This is a genomic window from Pseudoclavibacter sp. Marseille-Q434 (assembly GCF_050315415.1).
Classification (GTDB): Bacteria; Actinomycetota; Actinomycetes; order Actinomycetales; family Microbacteriaceae; genus Pseudoclavibacter.
On sequence record NZ_JBNPQH010000002.1, the window covers coordinates 283,271 to 303,640 of the forward strand.

Sequence of the window (20,370 nt, forward strand, 5' to 3'; positions counted from 1 at the left end):
ACCGGCGCAGCCGGAGATTCCGGCAGCCGACGCCAACGGAGGCCCTCGCCGAAACGAGCGCCTCCCATGCACCTACCATCCGGACTTTAACCGTCGGTCCCGCCTCCTCCCCCAGATAACAGGGGCCGCTGGGTCAACCGCTCGCGGACGAGCGGGTCGCGGACTCTCACCGCCGGTTCGGACTTTCACCGACCCCGGAGCATGTTGCACGGCGAGCCTAAGCGAGACGACCGTTGGAAGACAGCGTGTGACGCCCGGAAACCGACTTCGTCGCGATGTTTCGGGAAGGCGGCCTACGCGACCACTTCGCGCAGGCCGATCGCGAGGTGCACGTCCTGGCGCTGACCGCCGGAGTGCACCAGCGCGGAGCCGTCATCGTCGACGGTGAGCTGCGTGCGGTGGCTGCGCAGGGCGGCCACGACGGCGTCGCGATGCTGCTCGAGGTCGAACCATTCGAGGTCGCCGATCTCGGCCGCGAGCTCGCGTTCGCTCTGCTCGACGAGTTCGGCGAACCGCACACCGGCACCCCGCGCGGCGGCGAGGCTCGCTTCGCGGGCTCGAACGTGGTCGGGGTGCCCGTAGCCGCCCGTCGCGTCGTAGCTGATGACGAGGTCCGGCTCGTCGTGGGCGATGACGGCGGCGAGGTCGGCCGTGACCTCCTCGACGGGAGCCACGCTGAACGCCCGCAGGTCGGTTTCGTCGGCGGGACCAGCGAGGCCTGGCCGCAGCCAGCGCATCCCGGAGTCGTGGTACTCGCGCGCCTCGAGGCCCGCTGCGCGTGCGGGCGGTGTCCCGAGCCACCGGTGCTCGTCGATGCCGAGCGCATCGAGGGACCCGCGCAGCTCACGCTCGCGCACGTCCGCGAGGTCCGCGACCGACGTGTCGGCGGGAAGGACGCCGTCGACGATCTCGCCGAGCTCACCCCGCGTGCAGGTCACCAGCGTCACCTTGGCGCCGCGCTCGTGCAGTTCGCGCAGCAGCGCTCCGCCCGCGAGGGCTTCGTCGTCGGGATGCGCGTGCACGACCAGCGCGTGTCGCACGGAGTCGAGCAGGCTCGCGCTGCCCTCAGGCACGCGACGACCCCTGCCCCGCCTGAACGACCAACTGGCGGAACACGGCCAGGAGGCCCTCAGCGCTCAGATCCCAGGAGTGGGCGAGCGCGTGCTCGCGCGCGGCGACGCTCAAGCGCTCGGCGAGCTCCGGGTCGCGCAGGATGCGCGCGATGGCGGCTGCCCAGTCCGCGGGGTCGCGGGTCTCGAGCAACGTGCCGGTGACGCCGTCGACAACTGCCTCGCGCAGCCCGCCCGCGGCGGAGGCGACAACCGGCACTCCCGAGGCTGCTGCTTCGAGGGCGACCAGACCGTACGTCTCGGAGTGCGACGGGATCAGCACGACGTCGACGAGCCGCAGCTGGGCCGCGAGCGCCTGCCTGCTGAGCGACCCGATGTACTGCACGTGGTCGGCGAGCCCGTGCCGCGCCACCGCCTCGTGCAGCTTCGCTTCGTAGGCGCGTCCATCGTCGTCAGGTGGGGCTGCCCCCACGAGCACGTAGTCGGGGCGCACGTCGTCGTCGATCTCGGCGATCGCGTCGAGCGCCAGGTCGAAGCCCTTGAGCGGATGCAGGCGGCCAGCTGACAGGGCGCGCTTGGGTCGCGATTCCCGGGCGGCTGGCTCGGCCCGCGCATCCCAGGCCGGGAAGAAGAGGTCGGCGTCGACGCCGGGCGGCACGATGTGGGTGATCGCCGGGGCGCCGCCGAGCCTCGAGAGGACGGTGTCCCGCTCCGCTCTGCTCACGACGACGATGGCGTCGACCGACTTCGCGAGCATCGCCTCGCCAGCAAGACGGCCTGGGGACTCGGCGCGCTCCCCGTCGGCGAGCGGCGTCGAGCTGCCGGCGGCGATGGAGTGGAAGCTCTGCACGATCGGGATGCCCAGGTCTCGCGCGACGGGGAGGGCGGCGACGCCAGAGAACCAGTGCTGGGCGTGGAGCACGTCGACGGACAGCTCGCCGAGGAGCACGGCGAGCGCATCCCGGAACTCGTCGATGACGTGCTCGTGCTCGCCTTTCGAGATGAGTCGAGCGGGGCCCGCCTTGAGATTGTGGAGCCGCAGGTTGTCGCCGAGCTGCACGGTGGGAGCGGAGCCGGGGTCGCTGCGCCTCGTGATGAGCTCTACCTGGTGGCCGCGGTCCGCGAGCGCCTCCGCCTGCGCCAGCACCACGACGTTCATGCCGCCCGCGTCCTTGGTGCCCGGCTCGTCGAGGGGGGAGGTGTGGAGCACGACAAACGCGATGCGGAGGGGGCGCTCGTCGGGGAGGACATCAGGCATGCCTCCGACCGTAGGCGTCGCGGGCCCGCTTCGCCATTCGGGATGCTTCGCGTTACGAGGTGCCGGCCGTCGTGGCTCTGGCCGCGCTCAGATATGCAGGCAACGGCACACGGCGTGGCAGCCGTCGAACGATCGCCCGCGTGCGTTGCGGAGCACGTTGATGGCCGGCGGCGACAGATGGCGGCGCACGGCCTCGCGCAGCAGATCGTCCCCTGAGGCCGGATACTCGATCTGCCACAGCAGCTCTCGGATCTCGCCGCGCAGGGGCGCCTCCACAAACGACTCCCGGATGTCGATGATCCCGGCGAGCGCAGTCTCGGATGTCGAGCCGGCGGCGGCTGGACGCTGGTTGGCTTTCATGAGGACCTCCTTGTCCGTCTGATTCCAGGGTCCCGTATCCAGGTCACGGGCGGCAGTGGTAGCACGATTCGAGGGAACGTGGTAGCGGATCCAGTGTCGAGCTCGCTTGGCGAGCTGCCAGGCGGCGCAGCCCGCGGCGCACGCCCAGAGCACCGCGAACTGGATGAGGGTCACGACCCCCGCCAACTCGAGAACCGTCATCGATCACCACCTCCTCGGACTCGGCACCCAGCGAACCTAGAGCGGGACGGAGCAACCTGAAACGGCTTGCGCCAGCGTTGCCGTGCCGCTAGTGATCGCGACGGCTCGCCGGCAGTCGACCGTCTGGGTGCCCCCGCCCCTTAACGCGAATCGGAGCCGGAGGGAATCCACGCGTCGCCGTTCGGCGCACTTCCTAGGCTGGATGCACGTGCCACACACGCGCCGACCGGAAAGGCAGCACGATGGGAACCCTCACGTACGCGTCCTTGCACCTGGAGTTCGAGGACCGTCTCCTCCAGCATCTGCAGATCGTGATCATCCAGAAGTTCCGTCGCCACGAGGCGTTTCTCATGTCGTGGAAGGAGTCCGCGAGCGCGGCTGATGGGCGGGCGGCGATCTGGCTCACGCCGAACGTCCCGATCTCCTTCAAGTTCTACGGCAGCAAGGCACCGTCGGTGAACCGCGACTGGCTGTCGTCGCTCGCGCGTTCCGCGGACAGCTCGACGGGCCTGATCGTCACCGGGGAGGACGGCGAGCTCGCGCTGGCGTCCCCCGACAGCGGGCAACCAGGAACCGCCCACCATAAGTGGCATTAGCACAACTCGCCAGCGATCTCTACCCCTCGAATTTTCAACTCCGCCTCGGGACGCTACTAGGAGGCCACGAGGATTGGGGGACCGCCATGGGATACCTGTACTACGGGGCGGACGCCCACGCGATCGAGATCGAAGACCGGCCGTTGGCGCACCTGCGAGTCGCGATCTTGAGCCTCCTCCGGGCCGGGCACAGCGTTGCCTTCACCTGCCCGCGGTCGAAGGACCTCGGTGGCGGCCGCGAGTCGATCTGGATCACGCCGCAGACCGACCTCCGCTTCCGCTTCCGTGGAAGCCGTGCACCGAACCTGAACGAGCACTGGGTGCGCGCGATCATCGCGACGAACGATTCGGCGGCAGGGCTCCACCTGGTACCGGAGTGCACGCAGTTCAATGAGCCCGTCGCGCACCACCCCGCGGCCCAGCAGAGCGCGCCCGTGCACCAGTCGAATCTTGGGCGCCGTTCGGCGCCTGAGCATCAGCTCTCGAAGTCGTAGAACGAGATATCGGCGAACGGTGCGCCGTCATCGCCCTCGTCAGCGATCACCGGCACCTCGCGGACGCTCACAGACGACGCCGTCGTGATGAGTTCCCACTGCTCCAGGCGCCCACGCACGGGAAAGCGAACCAGGTCTCCGCCCTGGCGGACCGCATCCACGATCATGTGCTGCAACGTCGGCATCGCCTCATCGTCGACGTAGTGCGCACGGTCATCGACTGTCACCAGGAATGGCATGTCCACCTCCACCGGGAAAAGAACTCACCGTCCAGTGAACGCCTTCGCGAGCCCAGAATCTGGGCCTGGAACAACGTCGACGCATGTGCTACGGAGCAGACGCGGGGCGCAGTTGCGGCATTGCAATAGAGTTGGGGCAGGGTTTCGACGGACCGAGAACGGGATCAACATGGCACGGGACGCATACGACGCAGCAGTCCAGACGCTGCAGGCGCCGCTCGACTCCGTGGAGGGGGTGGCTCACTCCTTCGTCGGCCTGTTCCCTGTCTCAGGTGCAGCCGTATCCACCATCGGCGAGCTGCTCGGCAACCAGACGCTCTCGGCATCGAACGCTATCGCGGCGCGACTGGATGAGCTCCAGTTCGACCTCGGTGAGGGACCGTGCTGGGACAGCCTTGCCACCGGCCGCCCCGTGCTCGCGCCGAACCTGCGTGAGCTGCCGAGGACTCGCTGGCCCGTCTTCGCCCCCGCGATTCCCCGCGACCAGGTAGGGGCGCTCTTCGCGTTTCCCATGCTGGTCGGCCCGCTGCAGGTCGGGGCCATCGACCTGTACGCCGCGACTCCGACGACACTCGAGCCGCTGCAGACGAGGCAGGCGGCCCGGCTTGCCACGCTCGTCGGTCGCAACGTGCTTCGCCTCGCGCTCGCCACATCCAGCGAGGAGCCGCAGCCCGAGAGCAAGCACTCGCGCCGCCGCGTCCACCAGGCCACCGGCATGGTGCTCGCACAGCTCGAGACGACCGCGGACGAGGCGACCCTGGTCATACAGGGGCACGCCTTCGCGACAGGACGCTCGATGATGAGCGTCGCCGAGGACATCCTCGCCGGCAAGCTGGCCTTCCACTCGGGACCCTCCGGAATCGAGGAGCGGCGATGATCCAGGAAGGACGGGACACCCAGCTCCTCGAGACGTTCGCGGTGCTCGCCGACACACTCGTCGCGGGCTACGACGTCGTGGACCTGCTGCAGACGCTCGTGGACCGCTGCCAATCGCTGCTCGAGGTGACAGCAGCCGGCATTCTGCTCGCCGACGAGCACGGCGATCTCGAGCTGGTGGTCTCGACGAGTGAGGCGGCGAGCGTCGTCGAGACGATGCAGATCTCAGCAGACGCCGGTCCGTGCATCCAGAGCTTCAACGAGGGGCGCATCGTCGCGGTCGAGGACATCCGCGAGGCTCCGGACTCCTGGCGCATGTTCAAGCAGAGCGCGCTCGAGCACGGTTACCTGGCCGTGCAGGCTGTGCCCTTGAAATTGCGCGAGACCACGATCGGCACGCTCAACCTGCTGCGCTCGACACCTGGAGAGTTTCCCGAGCAGGAGACCGTCGCCGCGCGCGCCCTCGCGGACGTCGCGACCATCGGCATCATCCAGGAGCGCACGATTCGTCACGCCGACACCGTGCGCGAGCAGCTGCAGAACGCGCTGAAGAGCCGCGTCGTGATCGAGCAGGCAAAGGGAGTCGTCGCCTACCGCCGCTCCATCACGCCCGAGGAGGCGTTCGATGTGATCCGCGGATACGCGAGGTCGAATCGACTGTCACTCTCGCAGGTCGCCGCGCAGCTGGTCGCGCGTACGCTCAGCATCTGACCGACCCCATACTCACCTTCAGGGCGTACGCTCACCCTGTTGGCCAGGACCTCGCCGCCGAGCCCCGCTCACGCAGCCGGGCCGTACGGTCGCCGCCATCCGCTGAACTCGGACCTTGGCGTCGAGATATGAGAGGCCTCCGCCGGGAGGCTGAACCGAGGTCAGCTATGTCCATTCTTGTCACCGTCAATCGTGAGCAGTTCGTGCTGCGTGACCCGGAGGCGATCACTCGCGTACGCGCTGAGATCGAGGAGGCGGCCCGTTCGGGTGGCCGGATGCTCGTGATCGGCGACTCGGCCGACGGCCCCGAGGTGCTCGTCACGCCGTCCACGAACGTGCGCATCGATATCCTGCCGCTCGAAGCCCCGGACGAGGGCGAGAGCGACGACCGCGACGAAGTTGCCTTCGTCGACTTCGACGAATACTGATTCCCGCAGGACGCTCACCGGACGCTGAGGGCTTCCCCAGCCGCCTACCTGAGCGGTTTGCCAGCCTGGAGGCATGACAGACGCGACCGCCTTCGACGCCCGTTCGACCACAGACCCAGGTACCGCCCAGTGGCGGGCAGCGCTCGACGACGACTCACTGTCGTTGATGACGAGGGGCTACGGATTCGGCGCGCAGATCTGGAGCAGGACTCGCGAGCACGCCAGGGCTGTGCCGCTGCGACTGCTCGGCAAGGAGGCGTTGCTGGTGCGCGGCGGCGACGCCGTCCGCCTGTTCTACGACGAGGACCTCATCGAACGCCACGGTGCGATGCCCGCGTTCGTGCAGGAGTCGCTCTTCGGCCACGGCTCGGTGCACAGTCTCGATGGGGCTGAGCACCGGCACCGGAAGGCGTCGTTCCTGCGCGTGGCCTACGACGATGACCGCGTGGAGGACCTGCTCCCCCACCTTGAGCGGGAGTGGCGGGAGCAGGCCGACTCGTGGGCGGATGGCGACGACGCCTCGGCCTACGACGCGGCAGTCACCGCGTTCGGACGGGCATCCATGACCTGGGCTGGCTTGCCCGGCACGTCGGCCGCGAAGTCGCGGTGGGCGGCGCGCCTCGCCCAGATCGTCGATGGCTTCGGCGCCCCGTACTCCCCTGAGTTCCTGCTCGCGTTCGGCAACCGGATGTGGTCCGACCGACACGCTCAGCGGCTCATCGAGGCCGCGCGGTCCGGTGAGCTTGCGGCTCCGGCTGGCACCGCCTTGCATGAATGGGCCTGGCACGTCGACGAGCAGGGGGAGCTGCTGCCGCCGAGACTCGCGGGCGTCGAGCTGCAGAACAGCATCCGCCCGATGATCGCCGTCGCACGCTTCGTGGCCTTCGCCGCGAAGGAGTTGCACGACCGACCCGGCTGGCGCGCGCGGATCGGCGACGAAGCCGCGGCCCGCGGTTCGTTGCATGGCGGCCCGCTTGCCACCGCATTCGCGCAGGAGGTGCGGCGCACCGCCCCGTTCGTGCCACTCCTGCCAGGGTGGGCGCGCGAGGACATCGAACTGGACGGTTCGCGCGTGCGGGCAGGGGGACGGCTGCTCCTCGACATCCTCGGGACGAACACCGACGACAGCTCCTGGGATGATGCGGGCTCCTTCCAGCCGGAGCGGTTTCTCGGCGTCGACGACTACGAGGCGATCGCCGAGTTCGTCCCCCATGGTGGGGCTGACGTCGCGGACGGGCACCGCTGCCCCGGTGAGAAGCTCGCCATCGCCGGGCTCGCGACCGCCATCGCGGCGCTCAGCGACCCGCGGGTCGAGATCGCGGACATCGGCCTGGACGTGAATCGAAGGAGACTTCCCACGAAGCCGTCTTCAGGGGGCCTCGTTCGCCCGGCTGCCTTATCGAACCTCGGTGGTACAGCTGCAGCCGCCACAGGCTGCCCCGTGCACTGACCTGCAGCGGGGTGCCCATGTCGCAGCGCGACGATGCGACGCCAACTCCATCCGAACCGCCGGCGGCCCCGAACAACTCTGCAACGCGCCCGACGGAGGGCGACGAAGCGAGGTCACCGATGTCGATTGTGCTGACGGTCAATCGGGAGCAGTTCGTGCTTCACGACCCTGAATCCATCTCACGCTTGCACGGCGATATTCGCGACGCCGTTCAGGCCGGCGGGAGTCTGGTTCCCATCGGCAGTCGCTCGGACAGCCCCGAAGTGCTCATCACCCCTGCCACTCATGTGCGCATCGACGTCCTCGACGTCTCGGAAGAAGTCCGCGGCACCGACAGCGGCGACGTCGTGTTCATCGACTTCGACCAGTACTGACCCGGTCAGCGCAGAGTGCCGGGGTAAGGCGCGTCCGTGCCCACGAGTGCGAGCTTGCCCTCTTCGTCCGTGACCAGGAGACCGGTGCTGCTCTCGGCCGACTCCCCGAGCCGCTTGAGCCAGTCGCGATTGATCTCCGGCACCTTGCCACCCAGGAACTTGAACTGCATGGACGTGTTCGGGGTCAACCAGATCGCCGAGCGTCCGTCACCGACTGAAGGCGAGTCCTTCCAGGACATCAGGAACGACTCGTTGCGGCTCAGCTTCTGCACGATCACGATCTGCAGGTGCGTGAGGAGCCGGTCCTCGAAGTGGATCGACGTGCCGTCGTAGACGAGCGTGCCCATGATGTGCTCCTGTCAGCCTTGGGGGATGCGGCCTAGGATACGGACCGTGACCGGGAACGCCCAGGACGTGCGCTGGATGCGCCGACCGCGAGAGAGGCGAGGCACGATGCCCCGCCTCCCCGTTCATCGCTTCCGTCCTAGAACGCGGGCGTGCCTCCGGCGATCGTGATCGTCGCCCCGCTCGTGTAGCTCGACTCCGGGCTGACCAGGTGCACGTACGCGGCGCCCAGCTCAGCTGGTTGTCCCGGCCGCCCGTACGGGGCCTGCTCGCCGAAGTGCGCCACGGTCTCGCCATCAGATGAGGCTGGCTGCAGCGGCGTCCAGATCGGGCCCGGAGCGATCGAGTTGACTCGGATGCCCTTCGGCGCGAGCTGCTGCGCCAGACCAGCGGTGAAGACGCCGATCGCGCCCTTTGTGAGTGCATAGTCGAGCTTGTCAGGCGACGGCTCGGCGCCCTGGATGGAGCCGGTCGTGACGATCGAGGAGCCCGGTTCGAGGTGCGGGAGCGCCGCCTGCGTCAGCCAGAACAGCGAGTAGACGTTGGTCTTCATCGTCTGGTCGATGCTCGCAGTGGTCATGGTGGTGATGTCGCCGTTGCTCTCCTGGTGGCCGGCGACCATCACGAGCGTGTCGAGTCCGCCGAGCTCCGCGACGGCGCGTTCGACGAGGTCACGGCAGAACTGCTCGTCGCTGATGTCCCCCGGCAGGAGCACGACCTTTCGCCCCTCGCGGACGAGCAGGTCGCGCACTTCCTCCGCATCCGCCTGCTCGCTGGGCAGGTAGTTCAGGGCGAGGTCGGCGCCTTCTCGACTCAGGGCGATGGCCGCCGCTCGGCCGATGCCCGAGTCGCCGCCCGTGACGATGCCGCGGAACCCCTTCAGCCGGCCGAGGCCGACGTAGCTCTCCTCGCCGTGGTCTGGTCTGGGGGTCATCTTCCTCGCCAGGCCGGGGAGCTGCTGCTCTTGTTCGGGGAACGGCGGCTTCGGGTAGAGGTCGAGCGGGTTCTTCTTCTCGTAGTGGCTCATGCCCGCGACGCTAATTTCGGGCAGGGCGTGCCGACAACCGCTTGACCTCCCAGCTTTCTCCCGCCGTGGCACCGGCGAGGGTCCACGTCAAGGTCTCGCGGTGCGTGGGCGCATTCGTGACACTGTTTCGGGGTCGACCGATGGGTCGCGCGTGACGGCGAGGAGATTCCAGTGGGGAGCACGGGCCGCATGGACCTGCCACAGGAGCAGCGGGAGGCGCTGAGGGCCGCGGTTCGCTGGGAGTGGGCGACCATCGGCTTCACTGCCTGCACCATCACGATCGTCGCGTTCGTCGTGGGCAACTCGCAGGCGATGAAGACCGCCTGGATCGAGGACATGCTCTCCCTCATCCCGCAGTTCGCGTTTCTGATCGCGCTCGTGTTCATCCGGCGCAAGCCGACCCGCACCTTCCCGTTCGGGCTGCATCGGGCAATGGGCATCGGGCATCTCGTCGCCGGTGTCGCTCTCCTTGCCGTCGGCGGCCACCTCGCGGTGGAGTCCGTCCTGGGGTTGGTGAACGCCGAGCATCCCACCATCGGCAGCGTCCAGCTCTTCGGGACCGTCATCTGGCAGGGGTGGCTCATGGTCGCCGTCATGGCGGTCATCGTCGTCGGACCGCTCGTCTACGGTCGCGCGAAGGCCAGGCTCGCCCCGAAGCTCCACAACAAGCTGCTCGCGGCGGACGCCGACATGGCGAAAGCCGACTGGCAGACGAACGCCGCGTCGATCCTGGGCGTGCTCGGCATCGGGGTCGGACTCTGGTGGCTCGACGGCGTCGCGGCGCTCTTCATCTCCGCAGGGATCGTCTGGGACGGGGTGAAGAACACCCGCTCCCCGGTGCGCGACCTCCTCGACGAGCAGGCGCGCACCCATGACGATCAGGAACCGCATCCGCTCATGAAGCGGGTGATCCTGCGCCTCCAGGACGAGACGTGGGTCGACGAGGCCGGCATTCGGATGCGCGACCAGGGTCAGGTGTTCCACGTCGAGGCGTTTGTCGTGCCCGTCGATCGTCGTCCCCCGACCGTGGATGCGCTGCAGGACGTCGCACGGGATCTCGCGCGACTCGACTGGAAGATGCAGGACGTGGTGCTGGTTCCCGTCGCGAGCATCCCGGACGGGGCGCAGACGCTGGCGTCCATCCGAGGGACCGGTCGGACCTGACGCCGCTGCACGCTCACCACCATGAGATGTCCAAGGGGACGTCGGTACCCTCTCCTCATGTCGAACGGCACCCCGGGCATCCCCGCGCGCACGGCCCAGCCCGTCTCGCCGGCGCGCGTCGCGGTGGTCGGGCAGGCCGGCCGGGATCTTGTGCTGCGCGTTGCGGGGATCCCGGACGCGGGGGCGAGCGCCGTGGTCAGCGAGCGCATCGAACGTCTGGGCGGAAAGGGCGCGAACATCGCCGTCGGGATCCGCCAGCTCGATCCCACCGCGCGGGTCTCGCTTGTCGCTGTCCTCGGCGACGACGGTGCCGGCGAGGAGATGCTGGGCGACGCCGCCCGCCAGGGGCTCGACACGGGACACGTCGTCAGACGCGGGGTGACGGCGCTGCTCACGGATGTCGTCGCCGACGACGGCGTGCGGCGGCTCCTCGAGCACATCCCGGAGCAGGCGCTCCTCACCCCTGACGACGTCCGCGCCGCGACAGCTCTGACGACGGCGGACGCCGTCGTCCTGCAGCTGCAGCAGCCCATCGACACGCTGCTGGCGGCGGCGCAGCTCACGAGGCAACGGCCCGCGGACGGTGCCCCGAGAGCGCTGTTGGTCCTCGACGGGGCCGTCGACGCGACCGAGGACGAGGCAGCACGGGATGAGCTCCTCGGATTCGCCGACGCAGTCCGCGCGAACGCGAGAGAGGCGTCGATGCTGTCCGGGTCCGAGGTCAGGAACCGAGAAGACGCGCTCCGCACAGCCGAGACGCTCCTCGACCTCGGCCCCCGCGTCGTCGCGCTCACGGTCGACGATGCTGAGCTCATCGCCTGGCCTGGTGACCACGTGTTCCTGCCGCACGAGCGCACCCGAACGGTCGACCCCACCGGCGCGGGTGACGCGTTCGTCGCGGCGCTCACGACCGCGCTGCTCTCTGGAGCGAGCCCCCGCGAGGCAGGGCAGCGCGCGACGCAGGCCGCCGGCGCGAGCGTGCAACGCCTTGGCGGGCACCCCAGGCTCCGACGGCTCTCTCCCGACAGAAAGGGCAGCATGCTCCCCTCTACCGACCTCCCCTCGACCGACGGCGAGGCGCTCGCGTGACCGGCGCGATCCCCTTCGATGTCGCACCATGGAGCCTCGGCTTCACCGGGCTCGACCTCGACGCACCCCAGCTCGCGCATCTCGAGTCGGTGTTCGCCCTCTCCAACGGCCATATCGGCTGGAGAGCGAACTTCGACGAGGGCGACCCGCACGAGGTGCTCGGCACCTACCTGAACGGCGTCTTCGAGGACCACCCGATGCCCTACGCCGAGGACGGCTACGGGTATCCGGACACGGGGCAGAGCGTCGTGAACGTGCAGAACGGGCAGGTGCTCCGCCTGCTCGTCGGCGATGAGCCGCTGGATCTCCGCCGGGGCACGGTCGTTCACCACGAGCAGCGCCTCGACTTCCGCGCAGGCACGCTGCGGCGCGATCTCGAATGGACGTCTCCCGCAGGGCGCACGGTGCGGGTCACCAGCATCCGCCTCGTCTCGCTCACCCATCGCTCGCTCGCGGCCGTGCACTACGAGGTCGAGGCGCTCGGCGACGGCGTGCACGTGAGCGTGCAGTCCGAGGTCGTCGCCAACGAGGACATGCCGGAGGTGCATCCCGACCAGCGGGTCAACGACCAGCTCGACGAGCCGTTCGAGGGCCTCGGCCACTATTCCCTGGGCAGCGCGGCCACGCTCGTGCACCGCACCCTGAGGAGCGGCATCAGCATCGCCGTCGCCATGGACAACGTGGTGGCGGGCACCTGCGCGACGCCTCCGAGCGTCGAGACCGAGACATCCCGCGACCTGGCGCGCACGACCGTGAGCGTGGAGCTGAAAGCCGGGGAGACCCTGGAGATCACGAAGTACGTCGGCCACGAGTTCTCGTCGACGCTCTCCCCGGAGGCGTTGCGCGACCGGGCGGAGGGCGCCGTCGACGACGCGAGACGGGACGGCTGGGAGCGGGTGCTCGCGGACCAGCGCGCGGACCTCGACGAGTTCTGGGCGTGCGCGGACGTGGAGATCGACGGCTCGCCGCGACTGCAGCAGGCGACCCGCTTCGCGCTCTTCCACGTCTACCAGTCGGCGGCTCGGCTCGAGGCGCGTTCGGTGCCGGGCAAGGGCCTCACCGGCGCCGGCTACCTTGGTCACACGTTCTGGGACTTCGAGAGCTACGTGCTGCCGCTCCTCTCGGCGACGGTGCCGGCTGCCGCCGAGCAGGCGCTGCGCTGGCGGCACTCCACCCTCGAGTACGCCCGCGAGCGCGCGAAGCTCCTCAAGCTCGAGGGGGCCGCGTTCGCGTGGCGCACGATCGACGGCCGGGAGAGCTCCGGGTACTGGCCTGCGAGCACGGCCGCGTTCCACGTCAACGCGGACATCGCCGCGGCCATGGTTCACCACATCCGCACGACCGGTGACGAGCGCTTCGAGCGGGAGGTCGCCGTCGACGTGCTCGTCGAGACCGCCCGGCTCTGGTGCTCGCTCGGTCGATGGGACCCGGACGGGGGCCTGCACTTCGACGGGGTGACCGGTCCGGACGAGTACTCGGCGCTTGTCGACGACAACACCTACACGAACCTCATGGCGCGCCTGAACCTGCGCGCCGCGGTGTCCGTCGCGGAGCGACACCACGCCGAGGCGGGCGCACTGGGCGTCGATGACGACGAGATCAGACGGTGGATGCGTGCCGCCGACGCCATCGTGGTGCCGTTCGACGAGCGCCGCGGCGTCCACGCGCACGCGGCCGGGTCGACGGATCTCGCACAATGGGACTTCGCCGCCACCTCCGCATCCCAGTACCCCCTGCAGGAGCACTTCCCGTACTTCCACCTGTACCGCAAGCAGGTGATCAAGCAGGCCGACCTGGTGCTCGCCCTCTACTTCGCGCACGAGGCATTCACCTTCAAGGAGAAGAAGCGCGCCTTCGAGTACTCGGAGGCGCTGACGGTGCGCGACTCGTCGCTGTCCGCCTCCGTGCAGTCGGTCCTCGCGGCCGAGGTCGGGCACCTGCAGCTCGCCGCCGACTATCTGGCCGAGGCTGCCACGCTGGACCTCGACGACCTCCGCGACAACACCTCGCAGGGACTGCACATGGCGTCGCTCGCCGGCATCTGGACGGCCGTCACAGCTGGCCTCGGCGGCCTACGCGAAAGCGACAGGGGGCTCCGGTTCGCGCCTCGAATCCCCGACCAGCTGACACGCATCCGCTTCGGGATGCTCGTGCAGGGTCGACGGCTGCACGTCGAGATCCGAGCAGAGTCGACCGTCTACCAGCTGAGCTCGGGCGAGCCCCTCCTCATCCGCCACTTCGATGAGGAGTTGGAGCTGCGGGCGGGGGACGAGGTGACCGCATCCACTCCCCCGCTGCCAGCCCCGGGCCCGGCCCCGGCCCAGCCGAGACACCGGGCGCCGAGACCCTTCGCTGAGGCCATGCGGGAGGAGTGACTACCGTCGGTAGCTCGGCGTCGGCAGGTCGACGCGCTCCGGGTTCCGGAGCACCCACGTCACGGCGAGCTCGGTGAGCGTGTCGACGGCCGGCTCGTCGAAGGATCCGCCTGCGAGCCGATCGACGGCCTGGTCGACGCTCACCAGCTCCTCCTCATCGAGCGGTGCCCCCGTGCTCACGTGCGCACGGTACGCCTGCAGCATCCTGTCGAAGTCCTTGTCCCAGTTGCCGCCGCCGTTGCCGAGGATCTCGTTGCCGACGCGACCCGCGATGCGCACGACCTCGCCCTGCACGCTCTCGGCGGCGCCACCCCCTGGCACCAGCATCTTCCACAGCTCGCTGTACTGCGCCTTCCATCCCTCAGCGGTGACGGTGATGGGCTCGCCTGGCGCGAGGACCCTCGGCGGCACCGTCGGTTCCACGCCGAGCAGCTCGAACAGCTCAAACAGGATCGCGAGGTTCTCCTCGGACCCCTTGCCCCTGGCGATGAGTCCCTGCAGCTGCGACATCGTCTGACGCAGGTACTTGGGGGTGTCCCCGGAGATGGTCGCGCCGCGGGCGACGAGGATCCGCGCCACCTTGAGCGCCCGAGGCGCGTGGTAGTCCTTCATCCTCGTCATCGCGCGGTCGAGCGCCGTCTCATCGCGACGCCCGAAGTCCAGCAGCGGGTCCGCGCCCGCCTCGAGGAGCAGGGTGAGGCCGTCGATGTTCCCGTACTCGGCCGCGGCGGCCAGCGGCGAAGAGTGACCGGTGATGTTGGGGTCTGCGCCGTGCTCGAGAAGCACGGTCAGGACGTCGAGTTTCGCCTTCCACTTCGAATGGTGGGTCAGCGCGGTGTTGCCGAAGCGGTCGACGGCGTCCACCTCCGCGCCGTGCTCGATCAGCCAGCGGATGCCAGCTGCATCGAGCCGGTCGCTCATGAGCGCGGACTCCTTGGAGGAGTCGCGGCCGAGGGCGGTCGTCTCGACCTTCGCGAAGATCTCCTCGAGCTCAGCGATCGTGTAGGTCTCGCCCCGCCTGAACTCCTTGGGCAGGGTGATGCGCTTCTTCGGCAACGTCGTCTCCTCCGGTCGGTTCGATCTCCAGTATCGTCTGCTCGCGGGTGCCGTGGCAGAGGCCGGTCGAGTCGGACTCCGAGGCATTCAACCCCACGCGGGTGCATTGCCTGAGAGGGCAACCGTCGATAACGTCTCACTCATGAGCGATAGTTTTCCTCCGAAGCCGACCATGGCGGTCATCGCCGAGCAGGCCTCCGTGTCCCTGTCGACGGTCTCCAAGGTCCTCAACGGACGCAAGGGCGTCTCCGCGGGCACGCGCGAGCGGGTCGAGCAGCTGCTGCACGAGCACGGGTACCTCCGTCCGGGCGACTTCGGGCGTTCCGGTGGCCTGATCGAGGTGGTGGTCGAGCAGGGCCTGTCCAGCATGTGGGCATTGGAGATCGTGCGAGGCGTCGAGGCGATCGCGCGCCAGCAGGGCCTGTCCATCGTGTTGACCCAGACGCAGGCCAGGCACGATCCTGGCGCTGCCTGGATCGACGGGGTCGCCAGGCGACGCCCCGTCGCGGTCATCCTCGTGCTCACCGACCTCTCGGCCGACCACAAGCGACGACTGCAGACGCGGAACATCCCGTTCGTCCTGATCGACCCAGCCGGCTCCCCCGACGCTGACGTGTCCTCGGTCGGTGCGACGAACTGGGCGGGCGGCGTGGCCGCGACGGAGTACCTCATCAGCCTCGGGCACCGGGAGCTCGGCATCATCACTGGCCCGTCCGACATGCTCTGCACGCACGCCAGGCTCTCCGGCTTCCGCCACGCAGTGGAAAACGCCGGCCTCTCGCTGAAGCCCGGTCGCATCGTGCCGGGAGATTTCACACGGGACTCGGGCGTCGCCGCTGGCCTGCGTCTGCTCGGCGGTCCCGATCGCCCGAGCGCGGTCTTCTGCTCGAACGACATGGAAGCGCTCGGCGTCTACGAGGCTGCGCGCCGCCTCGGGCTCTCCATCCCCGACGACGTCTCCGTGGTCGGCTTCGACGACATCCCGCTGGCGGGATGGATCACCCCCGGCCTGACCACCATCACCCAGCCGCTCGAGCAGATGGCCTCCGAGGCGGTGAAGATCGTGCTTCGCGCGGAGGACGCCGCCACCGGAGGCACGCGACTCGAGCTCGCCACGAAGCTGAAGATCCGTGAGAGCACCGCTCCGCCAGCGAAAAGTTTCCAATAGCGCTGCGACGACTTGCGCCCTTCTTTGCGTGACGCATAGGTTCGCCACACGGCACCGGGAGCGGATTCACCGCCTTCGACGCCGGACCACGCACCTAACTCAAGGAAGAGCCATGATGCCCTCACGTCCCTCGAAATCCCGACCCCGCACGCTGGCGAGACGGGCGGTGATCTCCCTCGCCGCACTGTCCGTCGCCGCGCTGCTCGCTTCCTGCGCCGGCGGCTCAGGAAGCGCCGGATCCGGCGCCGGCGACGCCGTGACCCTCTGGGGGATCACGTCGGACCAGGAAGAGACCGTCGACCCCTCGGTGGCCGACTGGAACGCCGCGCATCCGGACGCGCAACTCGAAGCCACGTACTTCGAGGGAGAGGCGTACAAGTCCAAGATCAGGACCGCCATCGGCGCCGGTGCCGGCCCGAGCGTCATCTACAACAAGGGCGGCGGCACGCTGCAGTCCTACGTCGACGCCGACAAGGTCCTCGACCTGAGCGATGCCCTCGGGGACGACCTCGACCGCTTCCTGCCGTTCGCCCTCGACCCCGTGACCTTCGACGGCGCGGTCTACGCGGTGCCGATGAAGGCAGTCGCCCCCGTCGTTCTCTACGTCAACGAGGACGTGATGGATGCGGCCGGCGTCGAGTCCCCCGAGACGTGGGACGAGCTGCTGGTCGCCGTCGAGAAGCTCAACGCGGCAGGTGTGGCACCGTTCGCCCTCGCCGGCGCCGCCAAGTGGCCGGAGCTGATGTGGCTCGAGTACCTCGCCGACCGCATCGGCGGACCCGAGGTGTTCGACGCCATCCTCGCCGGCGAAGCCGACGCCTGGTCCCACCCCGCCGTCATCCAGGCCAACGAGATGATCCAGGACCTCGTGGAAGCCGGAGGCTTCGCCGACGGGTTCGCCTCGGTGACGACCGACTCGAGCGCTGACGCGGCCCTCCTCTACACCGGCAAGGCCGCCATGCTCCTGCAGGGCACGTGGGTGAACAACACCTTCCGCGAGCAGGCACCCGAGTTCGCCGAGAACTCGCTCGGCTACCTCCCCTTCCCCACCGTGGACGGCGGAACGGGCGACCCGGCCAACATCGTCGGCAACCCGACCAGCTACTTCTCCGTGTCAGCCGACGCCACGGAAGCGCAGCAGGCCGTGGCCATCGACTACCTGAAGACCGGGCTCTGGGACGAGCCGTTCGTCGACCGCCTGATCGAGGCCAACCAGGTGCCACCGCTCGCGGACATCGACGACACCATCGCCGACCTTCCGGACGCGGCCTTCGGCGAGACCGTCTACCAGATGATCAGCGACGCACCGAACTTCCAGATGTCCTGGGACCAGGCGCTGGAACCGGGTCAGGCACAGGAGATGCTCACGAACCTCGACCGCCTCTTCAACCTGCAGATCACGCCAGAGGAGTTCTCCACCAACATGAACGCGACCCTCTGACCATGACCTCCACGATCCTGCCAGCCGACGCCTCATCGGCCTCGCACGGCGAGAAGCCGCGCATGCCCTCCGACGGCACTCCGCATCCCGCCCCAGCAGACCAGAGCCCCAAGCCGACGGGCCGCAAGGGCATCACGGACCGGCCGAACCCCATCCTGCTGCTCCCCGCCGTCGCGCTCTACGCCCTCTTCGCCATCATCCCCCTCGGGGTGGCCCTGTGGCTCAGCTTCACGAGCTGGGACGCCATCTCCGACCCCGAATGGGTCGGGCTCGAGAACTGGACGCGCATCCTCGGCGGCGACAACTTCCGGAACGGGCTCATGCTGAGCCTCCAGGTCATCGTCGTCTCCTGGTTGGTGCAGACCCCCATCAGCCTGCTCCTCGGCGTCTTCACCGCTGGACACCAGAAGTACCGTGCCGTGCTCGCCGCGCTCTACTTCATCCCCCTCATCCTGTCCTCTGCCGCGACCGCACTCGCCTTCAAGGCCATCCTCGACCCCAACTTCGGGCTCGGCGCGACTCCCGGGCTCGAGCTGCTGCGACAGGACTGGCTCGGCAACCCCCAGCTGATCTTCGTCACCGTCGTCTTCCTCATCGCCTGGCAGTTCGTTCCCTTCCACGCCCTGCTCTACCAGGCTGGTGTCCGACAGATCCCCCGCACCCTCTACGAAGCGGCCGAGCTGGACGGAGCGGGTCGACTGCAGACGTTCTGGTACGTCACCCTCCCCCAGCTGCGGCACACCATCGTCACCTCATCCACCATCATGCTCGTCGGTTCGCTCACCTACTTCGACGTGATCTTCGTCCTCACCGGCGGGGTCCCCGGCTACGGCATCCGCATCCTGCCCATCGACATGTACCTCACCGGCTTCGCCGCGAACGACATGGGCGGCGCGAGCGTGCTCGCCATGGTCCTCGTCGTGGTCGGGCTCCTCATCGCGCTGGGCATCACCCGCGTCAGCGGCTTCTCCCGAATGAAGAGCGACCAGGAAGGAGCCTGAACATGACCGCCACAGCACCCAAGCTGTCCAGCAGGCCCACGTACCCCCGACCACCCCGCGAGCGACGCGGCGGCCGACGCACCCCCAACGTGCTCGGTGCCCTCGGCGGCTTCGCCTGGCTGCTCGTGATCATCGTGCCGGTGTACTACATCGTCATTACCAGCTTTCGACCCCAAGCGGGCTTCTTCAGCGACAACCAGCTGCTGCCCTCAGCCGAGCCGACGCTCGAGTCCTACCTCCTCGTCCTGCAGAGCGACTTCCTGCTCTACCTCGCCAACAGCATCATCGTGACGACCGTCGCGGTTGCCGTCACCGTGACGGTGTCCCTCATGGCTGCGTTCGTCATCGTGCGCTCCACGCACTGGACCGCCAAGGTGTCGTTCTCGCTGCTCCTCATGGGACTCGCCATCCCACTGCAGGCGACCATCGTGCCGCTCTTCTACATGCTCAGCCAGGCGGGCCTCTACGACACCCTCGCCGCGGTCATCCTCCCGTCCGTCGGCTTCGCCATCCCGATCACGGTGCTCATCCTGGTCAACTTCCTGCGCGACATCCCCACCGAGCTGTTCGACTCGATGCGCGTCGACGGCGCCACCCAGTGGCGCACCCTGTGGTCGCTCGTGGCGCCCCTCGCCCGCCCGGCCCTCGTCACGGTCGCCATCTACGACTCCCTCACCGTGTGGAACGCGTTCCTGTTCCCGCTCGTCCTCACCCAGAGCCCAGAGAACCGGGTGCTCCCCCTCTCGCTCTGGACCTTCCAAGGAGAATTCAACGTGAACGTACCCGGCATCATGGCGGCGGTCGTGCTCTCGACGCTGCCCATCCTCGCCCTCTACATCTTCGGCAGGCGCCAGCTGGTGAGCGGCATGACCGCGGGGTTCGGCAAATGACGGCGAAGCGGTCAGCGCTCATGGTCAGGGGCGGATGGGCCGGTCACGAACCCGTGGAGACCAGCGACTACATGCGGGGCTTCCTCGAGCGCGAGGGATTCGAGGTGCGGGTGGAGGACGGGCCGGCCGTGTACGCCGAGCCCGGCTACCTCCCCACCGTCGACCTCATCGTGCAGACCGTGACGAAGAGCACCATCGAGAAGGAGGAGTTCGAGGCGCTGCGCGCAGCCGTCACCGCTGGCACCGGCTTCGCCGGCTGGCACGGGGGCATCATCGACTCGTACCGCAACAACGCCGACTACCTGCAGCTCGTCGGCGGGCAGTTCGCCGCGCACCCCGGATGCGACCCCGCGGATCGCACGGGCGAGCAGACCGACAACTACCGGCCCCACACCATCGAGGTCACGGAGGCAGGGCGAACCGACCCCATCATGGCCGGGATCGAGGACTTCACGATCGACTCCGAGCAGTACTGGGTGCTCGCAGACCCGTATATGAAGGTGCTCGCGACGACCACGCAGCCCGTGCGCCCGTGGGATCCATGGCACGAACCAGTGACGACCCCATCCGTGTGGAAGCGGTTCTGGGGGCAGGGCCGGATCTTCGTCTCGACCTCGGGCCACCACCTCGACATCCTCCAGCAAGACCCCATCCGCACTCTCACAGAACGGGGGCTGCTATGGGCGGCTCGATCATGACCTCGACGCAGGAACCGGTTGCAGCCGGCCTGCACACCCCAGAAGCCCTCCGACCGGAG

Annotated in this window: 22 protein-coding genes and 1 riboswitch; of the genes, 15 read left to right on the forward strand and 7 right to left on the reverse strand. The window is 68.7% G+C overall.

Going from position 1 to position 20,370, the window contains the following annotated elements:
• Window positions 1-63 precede the first annotated feature (63 nt).
• A riboswitch (FMN riboswitch) is annotated at window positions 64-206 on the reverse strand.
• A gap of 87 nt (window positions 207-293) precedes the next feature.
• The 3 genes from ACQFZP_RS08215 to ACQFZP_RS08225 form a co-directional block, all read right to left on the reverse strand.
• Window positions 294-1,073, reverse strand: a complete 780-nt coding sequence (locus ACQFZP_RS08215; protein ID WP_211890994.1) for a PIG-L deacetylase family protein — start codon at window positions 1,071-1,073, stop codon at window positions 294-296.
• Window positions 1,066-2,328, reverse strand: coding sequence for a glycosyltransferase (locus tag ACQFZP_RS08220; protein WP_211890995.1), 1,263 nt, complete (start codon window positions 2,326-2,328; stop codon window positions 1,066-1,068). The genes ACQFZP_RS08215 and ACQFZP_RS08220 overlap by 8 nt, the downstream gene beginning before the upstream one ends.
• A gap of 87 nt (window positions 2,329-2,415) precedes the next feature.
• Window positions 2,416-2,688: a hypothetical protein gene (locus tag ACQFZP_RS08225; protein WP_211890996.1), complete on the reverse strand. Its 273-nt coding sequence runs from the start codon at window positions 2,686-2,688 to the stop codon at window positions 2,416-2,418.
• A 443-nt stretch (window positions 2,689-3,131) separates the two neighbouring features.
• Here ACQFZP_RS08225 and ACQFZP_RS08230 point away from each other — a divergent pair, with 443 nt between their 5' ends.
• Together ACQFZP_RS08230 and ACQFZP_RS08235 are read left to right on the forward strand one after the other, a co-directional pair.
• On the forward strand, window positions 3,132-3,485 hold the full coding sequence (locus ACQFZP_RS08230; protein WP_104312932.1) for an ATP-dependent DNA ligase: 354 nt from the start codon (window positions 3,132-3,134) through the stop codon (window positions 3,483-3,485).
• Window positions 3,486-3,571: 86 nt separating this feature from the next.
• Window positions 3,572-3,979: an ATP-dependent DNA ligase gene (locus ACQFZP_RS08235; RefSeq protein ID WP_211890997.1), complete on the forward strand. Its 408-nt coding sequence runs from the start codon at window positions 3,572-3,574 to the stop codon at window positions 3,977-3,979.
• Here the strand turns inward: ACQFZP_RS08235 and ACQFZP_RS08240 are convergent.
• Window positions 3,961-4,218: a hypothetical protein gene (locus tag ACQFZP_RS08240; protein WP_104312934.1), complete on the reverse strand. Its 258-nt coding sequence runs from the start codon at window positions 4,216-4,218 to the stop codon at window positions 3,961-3,963. The genes ACQFZP_RS08235 and ACQFZP_RS08240 overlap by 19 nt on opposite strands.
• A 169-nt stretch (window positions 4,219-4,387) precedes the next feature.
• On the opposite strand from ACQFZP_RS08240, the gene ACQFZP_RS08245 reads away from it, so the two are divergent.
• The 5 genes from ACQFZP_RS08245 to ACQFZP_RS08265 all read left to right on the forward strand — a co-directional run bounded on the left by ACQFZP_RS08245 (window position 4,388) and on the right by ACQFZP_RS08265 (window position 8,057).
• A complete protein-coding gene (locus ACQFZP_RS08245; protein WP_211890998.1) occupies window positions 4,388-5,095 on the forward strand; it encodes a GAF and ANTAR domain-containing protein in 708 nt (235 codons plus the stop codon).
• A complete protein-coding gene (locus tag ACQFZP_RS08250) occupies window positions 5,092-5,805 on the forward strand; it encodes a GAF and ANTAR domain-containing protein (RefSeq protein ID WP_249312265.1) in 714 nt (237 codons plus the stop codon). Before ACQFZP_RS08245 ends, ACQFZP_RS08250 begins: the two co-directional genes overlap by 4 nt.
• A gap of 167 nt (window positions 5,806-5,972) precedes the next feature.
• Window positions 5,973-6,233, forward strand: coding sequence for a hypothetical protein (locus ACQFZP_RS08255; RefSeq protein ID WP_104312936.1), 261 nt, complete (start codon window positions 5,973-5,975; stop codon window positions 6,231-6,233).
• Window positions 6,234-6,306: 73 nt separating this feature from the next.
• Window positions 6,307-7,683: a cytochrome P450 gene (locus ACQFZP_RS08260; protein ID WP_211890999.1), complete on the forward strand. Its 1,377-nt coding sequence runs from the start codon at window positions 6,307-6,309 to the stop codon at window positions 7,681-7,683.
• A 119-nt stretch (window positions 7,684-7,802) separates the two neighbouring features.
• Window positions 7,803-8,057 (forward strand): hypothetical protein, encoded by a 255-nt coding sequence (locus tag ACQFZP_RS08265; RefSeq protein WP_211891000.1) that lies wholly within the window; start codon window positions 7,803-7,805, stop codon window positions 8,055-8,057.
• A 5-nt stretch (window positions 8,058-8,062) separates the two neighbouring features.
• Here ACQFZP_RS08265 and ACQFZP_RS08270 read toward each other — a convergent pair whose 3' ends face one another.
• Window positions 8,063-8,404, reverse strand: coding sequence for an ATP-dependent DNA ligase (locus ACQFZP_RS08270; RefSeq protein ID WP_104312939.1), 342 nt, complete (start codon window positions 8,402-8,404; stop codon window positions 8,063-8,065).
• 137 nt (window positions 8,405-8,541) lie between these two features.
• Window positions 8,542-9,429, reverse strand: a complete 888-nt coding sequence (locus tag ACQFZP_RS08275; protein WP_104312940.1) for an SDR family oxidoreductase — start codon at window positions 9,427-9,429, stop codon at window positions 8,542-8,544.
• 189 nt (window positions 9,430-9,618) lie between these two features.
• On the opposite strand from ACQFZP_RS08275, the gene ACQFZP_RS08280 reads away from it, so the two are divergent.
• Genes ACQFZP_RS08280 through ACQFZP_RS08290 form a run of 3 tightly spaced genes read left to right on the forward strand, consistent with a single transcriptional unit; the run spans window position 9,619 to window position 14,057 of the window.
• Entirely contained in the window at window positions 9,619-10,593 is a 975-nt protein-coding gene (locus tag ACQFZP_RS08280) for a cation diffusion facilitator family transporter (protein WP_211891001.1), read from the forward strand.
• A 57-nt stretch (window positions 10,594-10,650) separates the two neighbouring features.
• Entirely contained in the window at window positions 10,651-11,682 is a 1,032-nt protein-coding gene (locus ACQFZP_RS08285; protein WP_211891002.1) for a PfkB family carbohydrate kinase, read from the forward strand.
• Complete coding sequence (locus ACQFZP_RS08290) at window positions 11,679-14,057, forward strand: glycoside hydrolase family 65 protein (RefSeq protein ID WP_211891003.1); 2,379 nt, start codon at window positions 11,679-11,681, stop codon at window positions 14,055-14,057. The genes ACQFZP_RS08285 and ACQFZP_RS08290 overlap by 4 nt, the downstream gene beginning before the upstream one ends.
• Here the strand turns inward: ACQFZP_RS08290 and ACQFZP_RS08295 are convergent, their stop codons facing one another.
• A complete protein-coding gene (locus ACQFZP_RS08295; protein ID WP_211891004.1) occupies window positions 14,058-15,113 on the reverse strand; it encodes an ankyrin repeat domain-containing protein in 1,056 nt (351 codons plus the stop codon).
• 142 nt (window positions 15,114-15,255) lie between these two features.
• On the opposite strand from ACQFZP_RS08295, the gene ACQFZP_RS08300 reads away from it, so the two are divergent.
• The 5 genes from ACQFZP_RS08300 to ACQFZP_RS08320 all read left to right on the forward strand — a co-directional run bounded on the left by ACQFZP_RS08300 (window position 15,256) and on the right by ACQFZP_RS08320 (window position 20,311).
• Window positions 15,256-16,281, forward strand: coding sequence for a LacI family DNA-binding transcriptional regulator (locus ACQFZP_RS08300; RefSeq protein ID WP_211891005.1), 1,026 nt, complete (start codon window positions 15,256-15,258; stop codon window positions 16,279-16,281).
• 112 nt (window positions 16,282-16,393) lie between these two features.
• Window positions 16,394-17,722, forward strand: a complete 1,329-nt coding sequence (locus ACQFZP_RS08305) for an extracellular solute-binding protein (protein ID WP_249312267.1) — start codon at window positions 16,394-16,396, stop codon at window positions 17,720-17,722.
• 2 nt (window positions 17,723-17,724) lie between these two features.
• A complete protein-coding gene (locus tag ACQFZP_RS08310) occupies window positions 17,725-18,723 on the forward strand; it encodes a carbohydrate ABC transporter permease (RefSeq protein ID WP_249312268.1) in 999 nt (332 codons plus the stop codon).
• Between the two features lie 2 nt (window positions 18,724-18,725).
• Window positions 18,726-19,613 carry a carbohydrate ABC transporter permease gene (locus ACQFZP_RS08315; protein ID WP_211891006.1) on the forward strand — a complete coding sequence of 296 codons (888 nt, stop codon included), beginning with the start codon at window positions 18,726-18,728 and terminating at the stop codon, window positions 19,611-19,613.
• Window positions 19,610-20,311 carry a ThuA domain-containing protein gene (locus tag ACQFZP_RS08320; RefSeq protein WP_211891007.1) on the forward strand — a complete coding sequence of 234 codons (702 nt, stop codon included), beginning with the start codon at window positions 19,610-19,612 and terminating at the stop codon, window positions 20,309-20,311. Before ACQFZP_RS08315 ends, ACQFZP_RS08320 begins: the two co-directional genes overlap by 4 nt.
• Window positions 20,312-20,370 lie beyond the last annotated feature (59 nt).

What these genes read in the sequence shown, in the direction of transcription:
- ACQFZP_RS08255 (WP_104312936.1), top strand. Translation starts at nt 5,973, where the DNA reads ATGTCCATTCTTGTCACCGTCAATCGTGAGCAGTTCGTGCTGCGTGAC.
- ACQFZP_RS08240 (WP_104312934.1), bottom strand. Translation starts at nt 4,218, where the DNA reads ATGCCATTCCTGGTGACAGTCGATGACCGTGCGCACTACGTCGACGAT.
- ACQFZP_RS08315 (WP_211891006.1), top strand. Translation starts at nt 18,726, where the DNA reads ATGACCGCCACAGCACCCAAGCTGTCCAGCAGGCCCACGTACCCCCGA.
- ACQFZP_RS08300 (WP_211891005.1), top strand. Translation starts at nt 15,256, where the DNA reads ATGAGCGATAGTTTTCCTCCGAAGCCGACCATGGCGGTCATCGCCGAG.
- ACQFZP_RS08225 (WP_211890996.1), bottom strand. Translation starts at nt 2,688, where the DNA reads ATGAAAGCCAACCAGCGTCCAGCCGCCGCCGGCTCGACATCCGAGACT.
- ACQFZP_RS08275 (WP_104312940.1), bottom strand. Translation starts at nt 9,429, where the DNA reads ATGAGCCACTACGAGAAGAAGAACCCGCTCGACCTCTACCCGAAGCCG.
- ACQFZP_RS08305 (WP_249312267.1), top strand. Translation starts at nt 16,394, where the DNA reads ATGATGCCCTCACGTCCCTCGAAATCCCGACCCCGCACGCTGGCGAGA.
- ACQFZP_RS08260 (WP_211890999.1), top strand. Translation starts at nt 6,307, where the DNA reads ATGACAGACGCGACCGCCTTCGACGCCCGTTCGACCACAGACCCAGGT.
- ACQFZP_RS08235 (WP_211890997.1), top strand. Translation starts at nt 3,572, where the DNA reads ATGGGATACCTGTACTACGGGGCGGACGCCCACGCGATCGAGATCGAA.
- ACQFZP_RS08230 (WP_104312932.1), top strand. Translation starts at nt 3,132, where the DNA reads ATGGGAACCCTCACGTACGCGTCCTTGCACCTGGAGTTCGAGGACCGT.
- ACQFZP_RS08320 (WP_211891007.1), top strand. Translation starts at nt 19,610, where the DNA reads ATGACGGCGAAGCGGTCAGCGCTCATGGTCAGGGGCGGATGGGCCGGT.
- ACQFZP_RS08220 (WP_211890995.1), bottom strand. Translation starts at nt 2,328, where the DNA reads ATGCCTGATGTCCTCCCCGACGAGCGCCCCCTCCGCATCGCGTTTGTC.
- ACQFZP_RS08310 (WP_249312268.1), top strand. Translation starts at nt 17,725, where the DNA reads ATGACCTCCACGATCCTGCCAGCCGACGCCTCATCGGCCTCGCACGGC.
- ACQFZP_RS08265 (WP_211891000.1), top strand. Translation starts at nt 7,803, where the DNA reads ATGTCGATTGTGCTGACGGTCAATCGGGAGCAGTTCGTGCTTCACGAC.
- ACQFZP_RS08270 (WP_104312939.1), bottom strand. Translation starts at nt 8,404, where the DNA reads ATGGGCACGCTCGTCTACGACGGCACGTCGATCCACTTCGAGGACCGG.
- ACQFZP_RS08245 (WP_211890998.1), top strand. Translation starts at nt 4,388, where the DNA reads ATGGCACGGGACGCATACGACGCAGCAGTCCAGACGCTGCAGGCGCCG.
- ACQFZP_RS08280 (WP_211891001.1), top strand. Translation starts at nt 9,619, where the DNA reads ATGGACCTGCCACAGGAGCAGCGGGAGGCGCTGAGGGCCGCGGTTCGC.
- ACQFZP_RS08250 (WP_249312265.1), top strand. Translation starts at nt 5,092, where the DNA reads ATGATCCAGGAAGGACGGGACACCCAGCTCCTCGAGACGTTCGCGGTG.
- ACQFZP_RS08285 (WP_211891002.1), top strand. Translation starts at nt 10,651, where the DNA reads ATGTCGAACGGCACCCCGGGCATCCCCGCGCGCACGGCCCAGCCCGTC.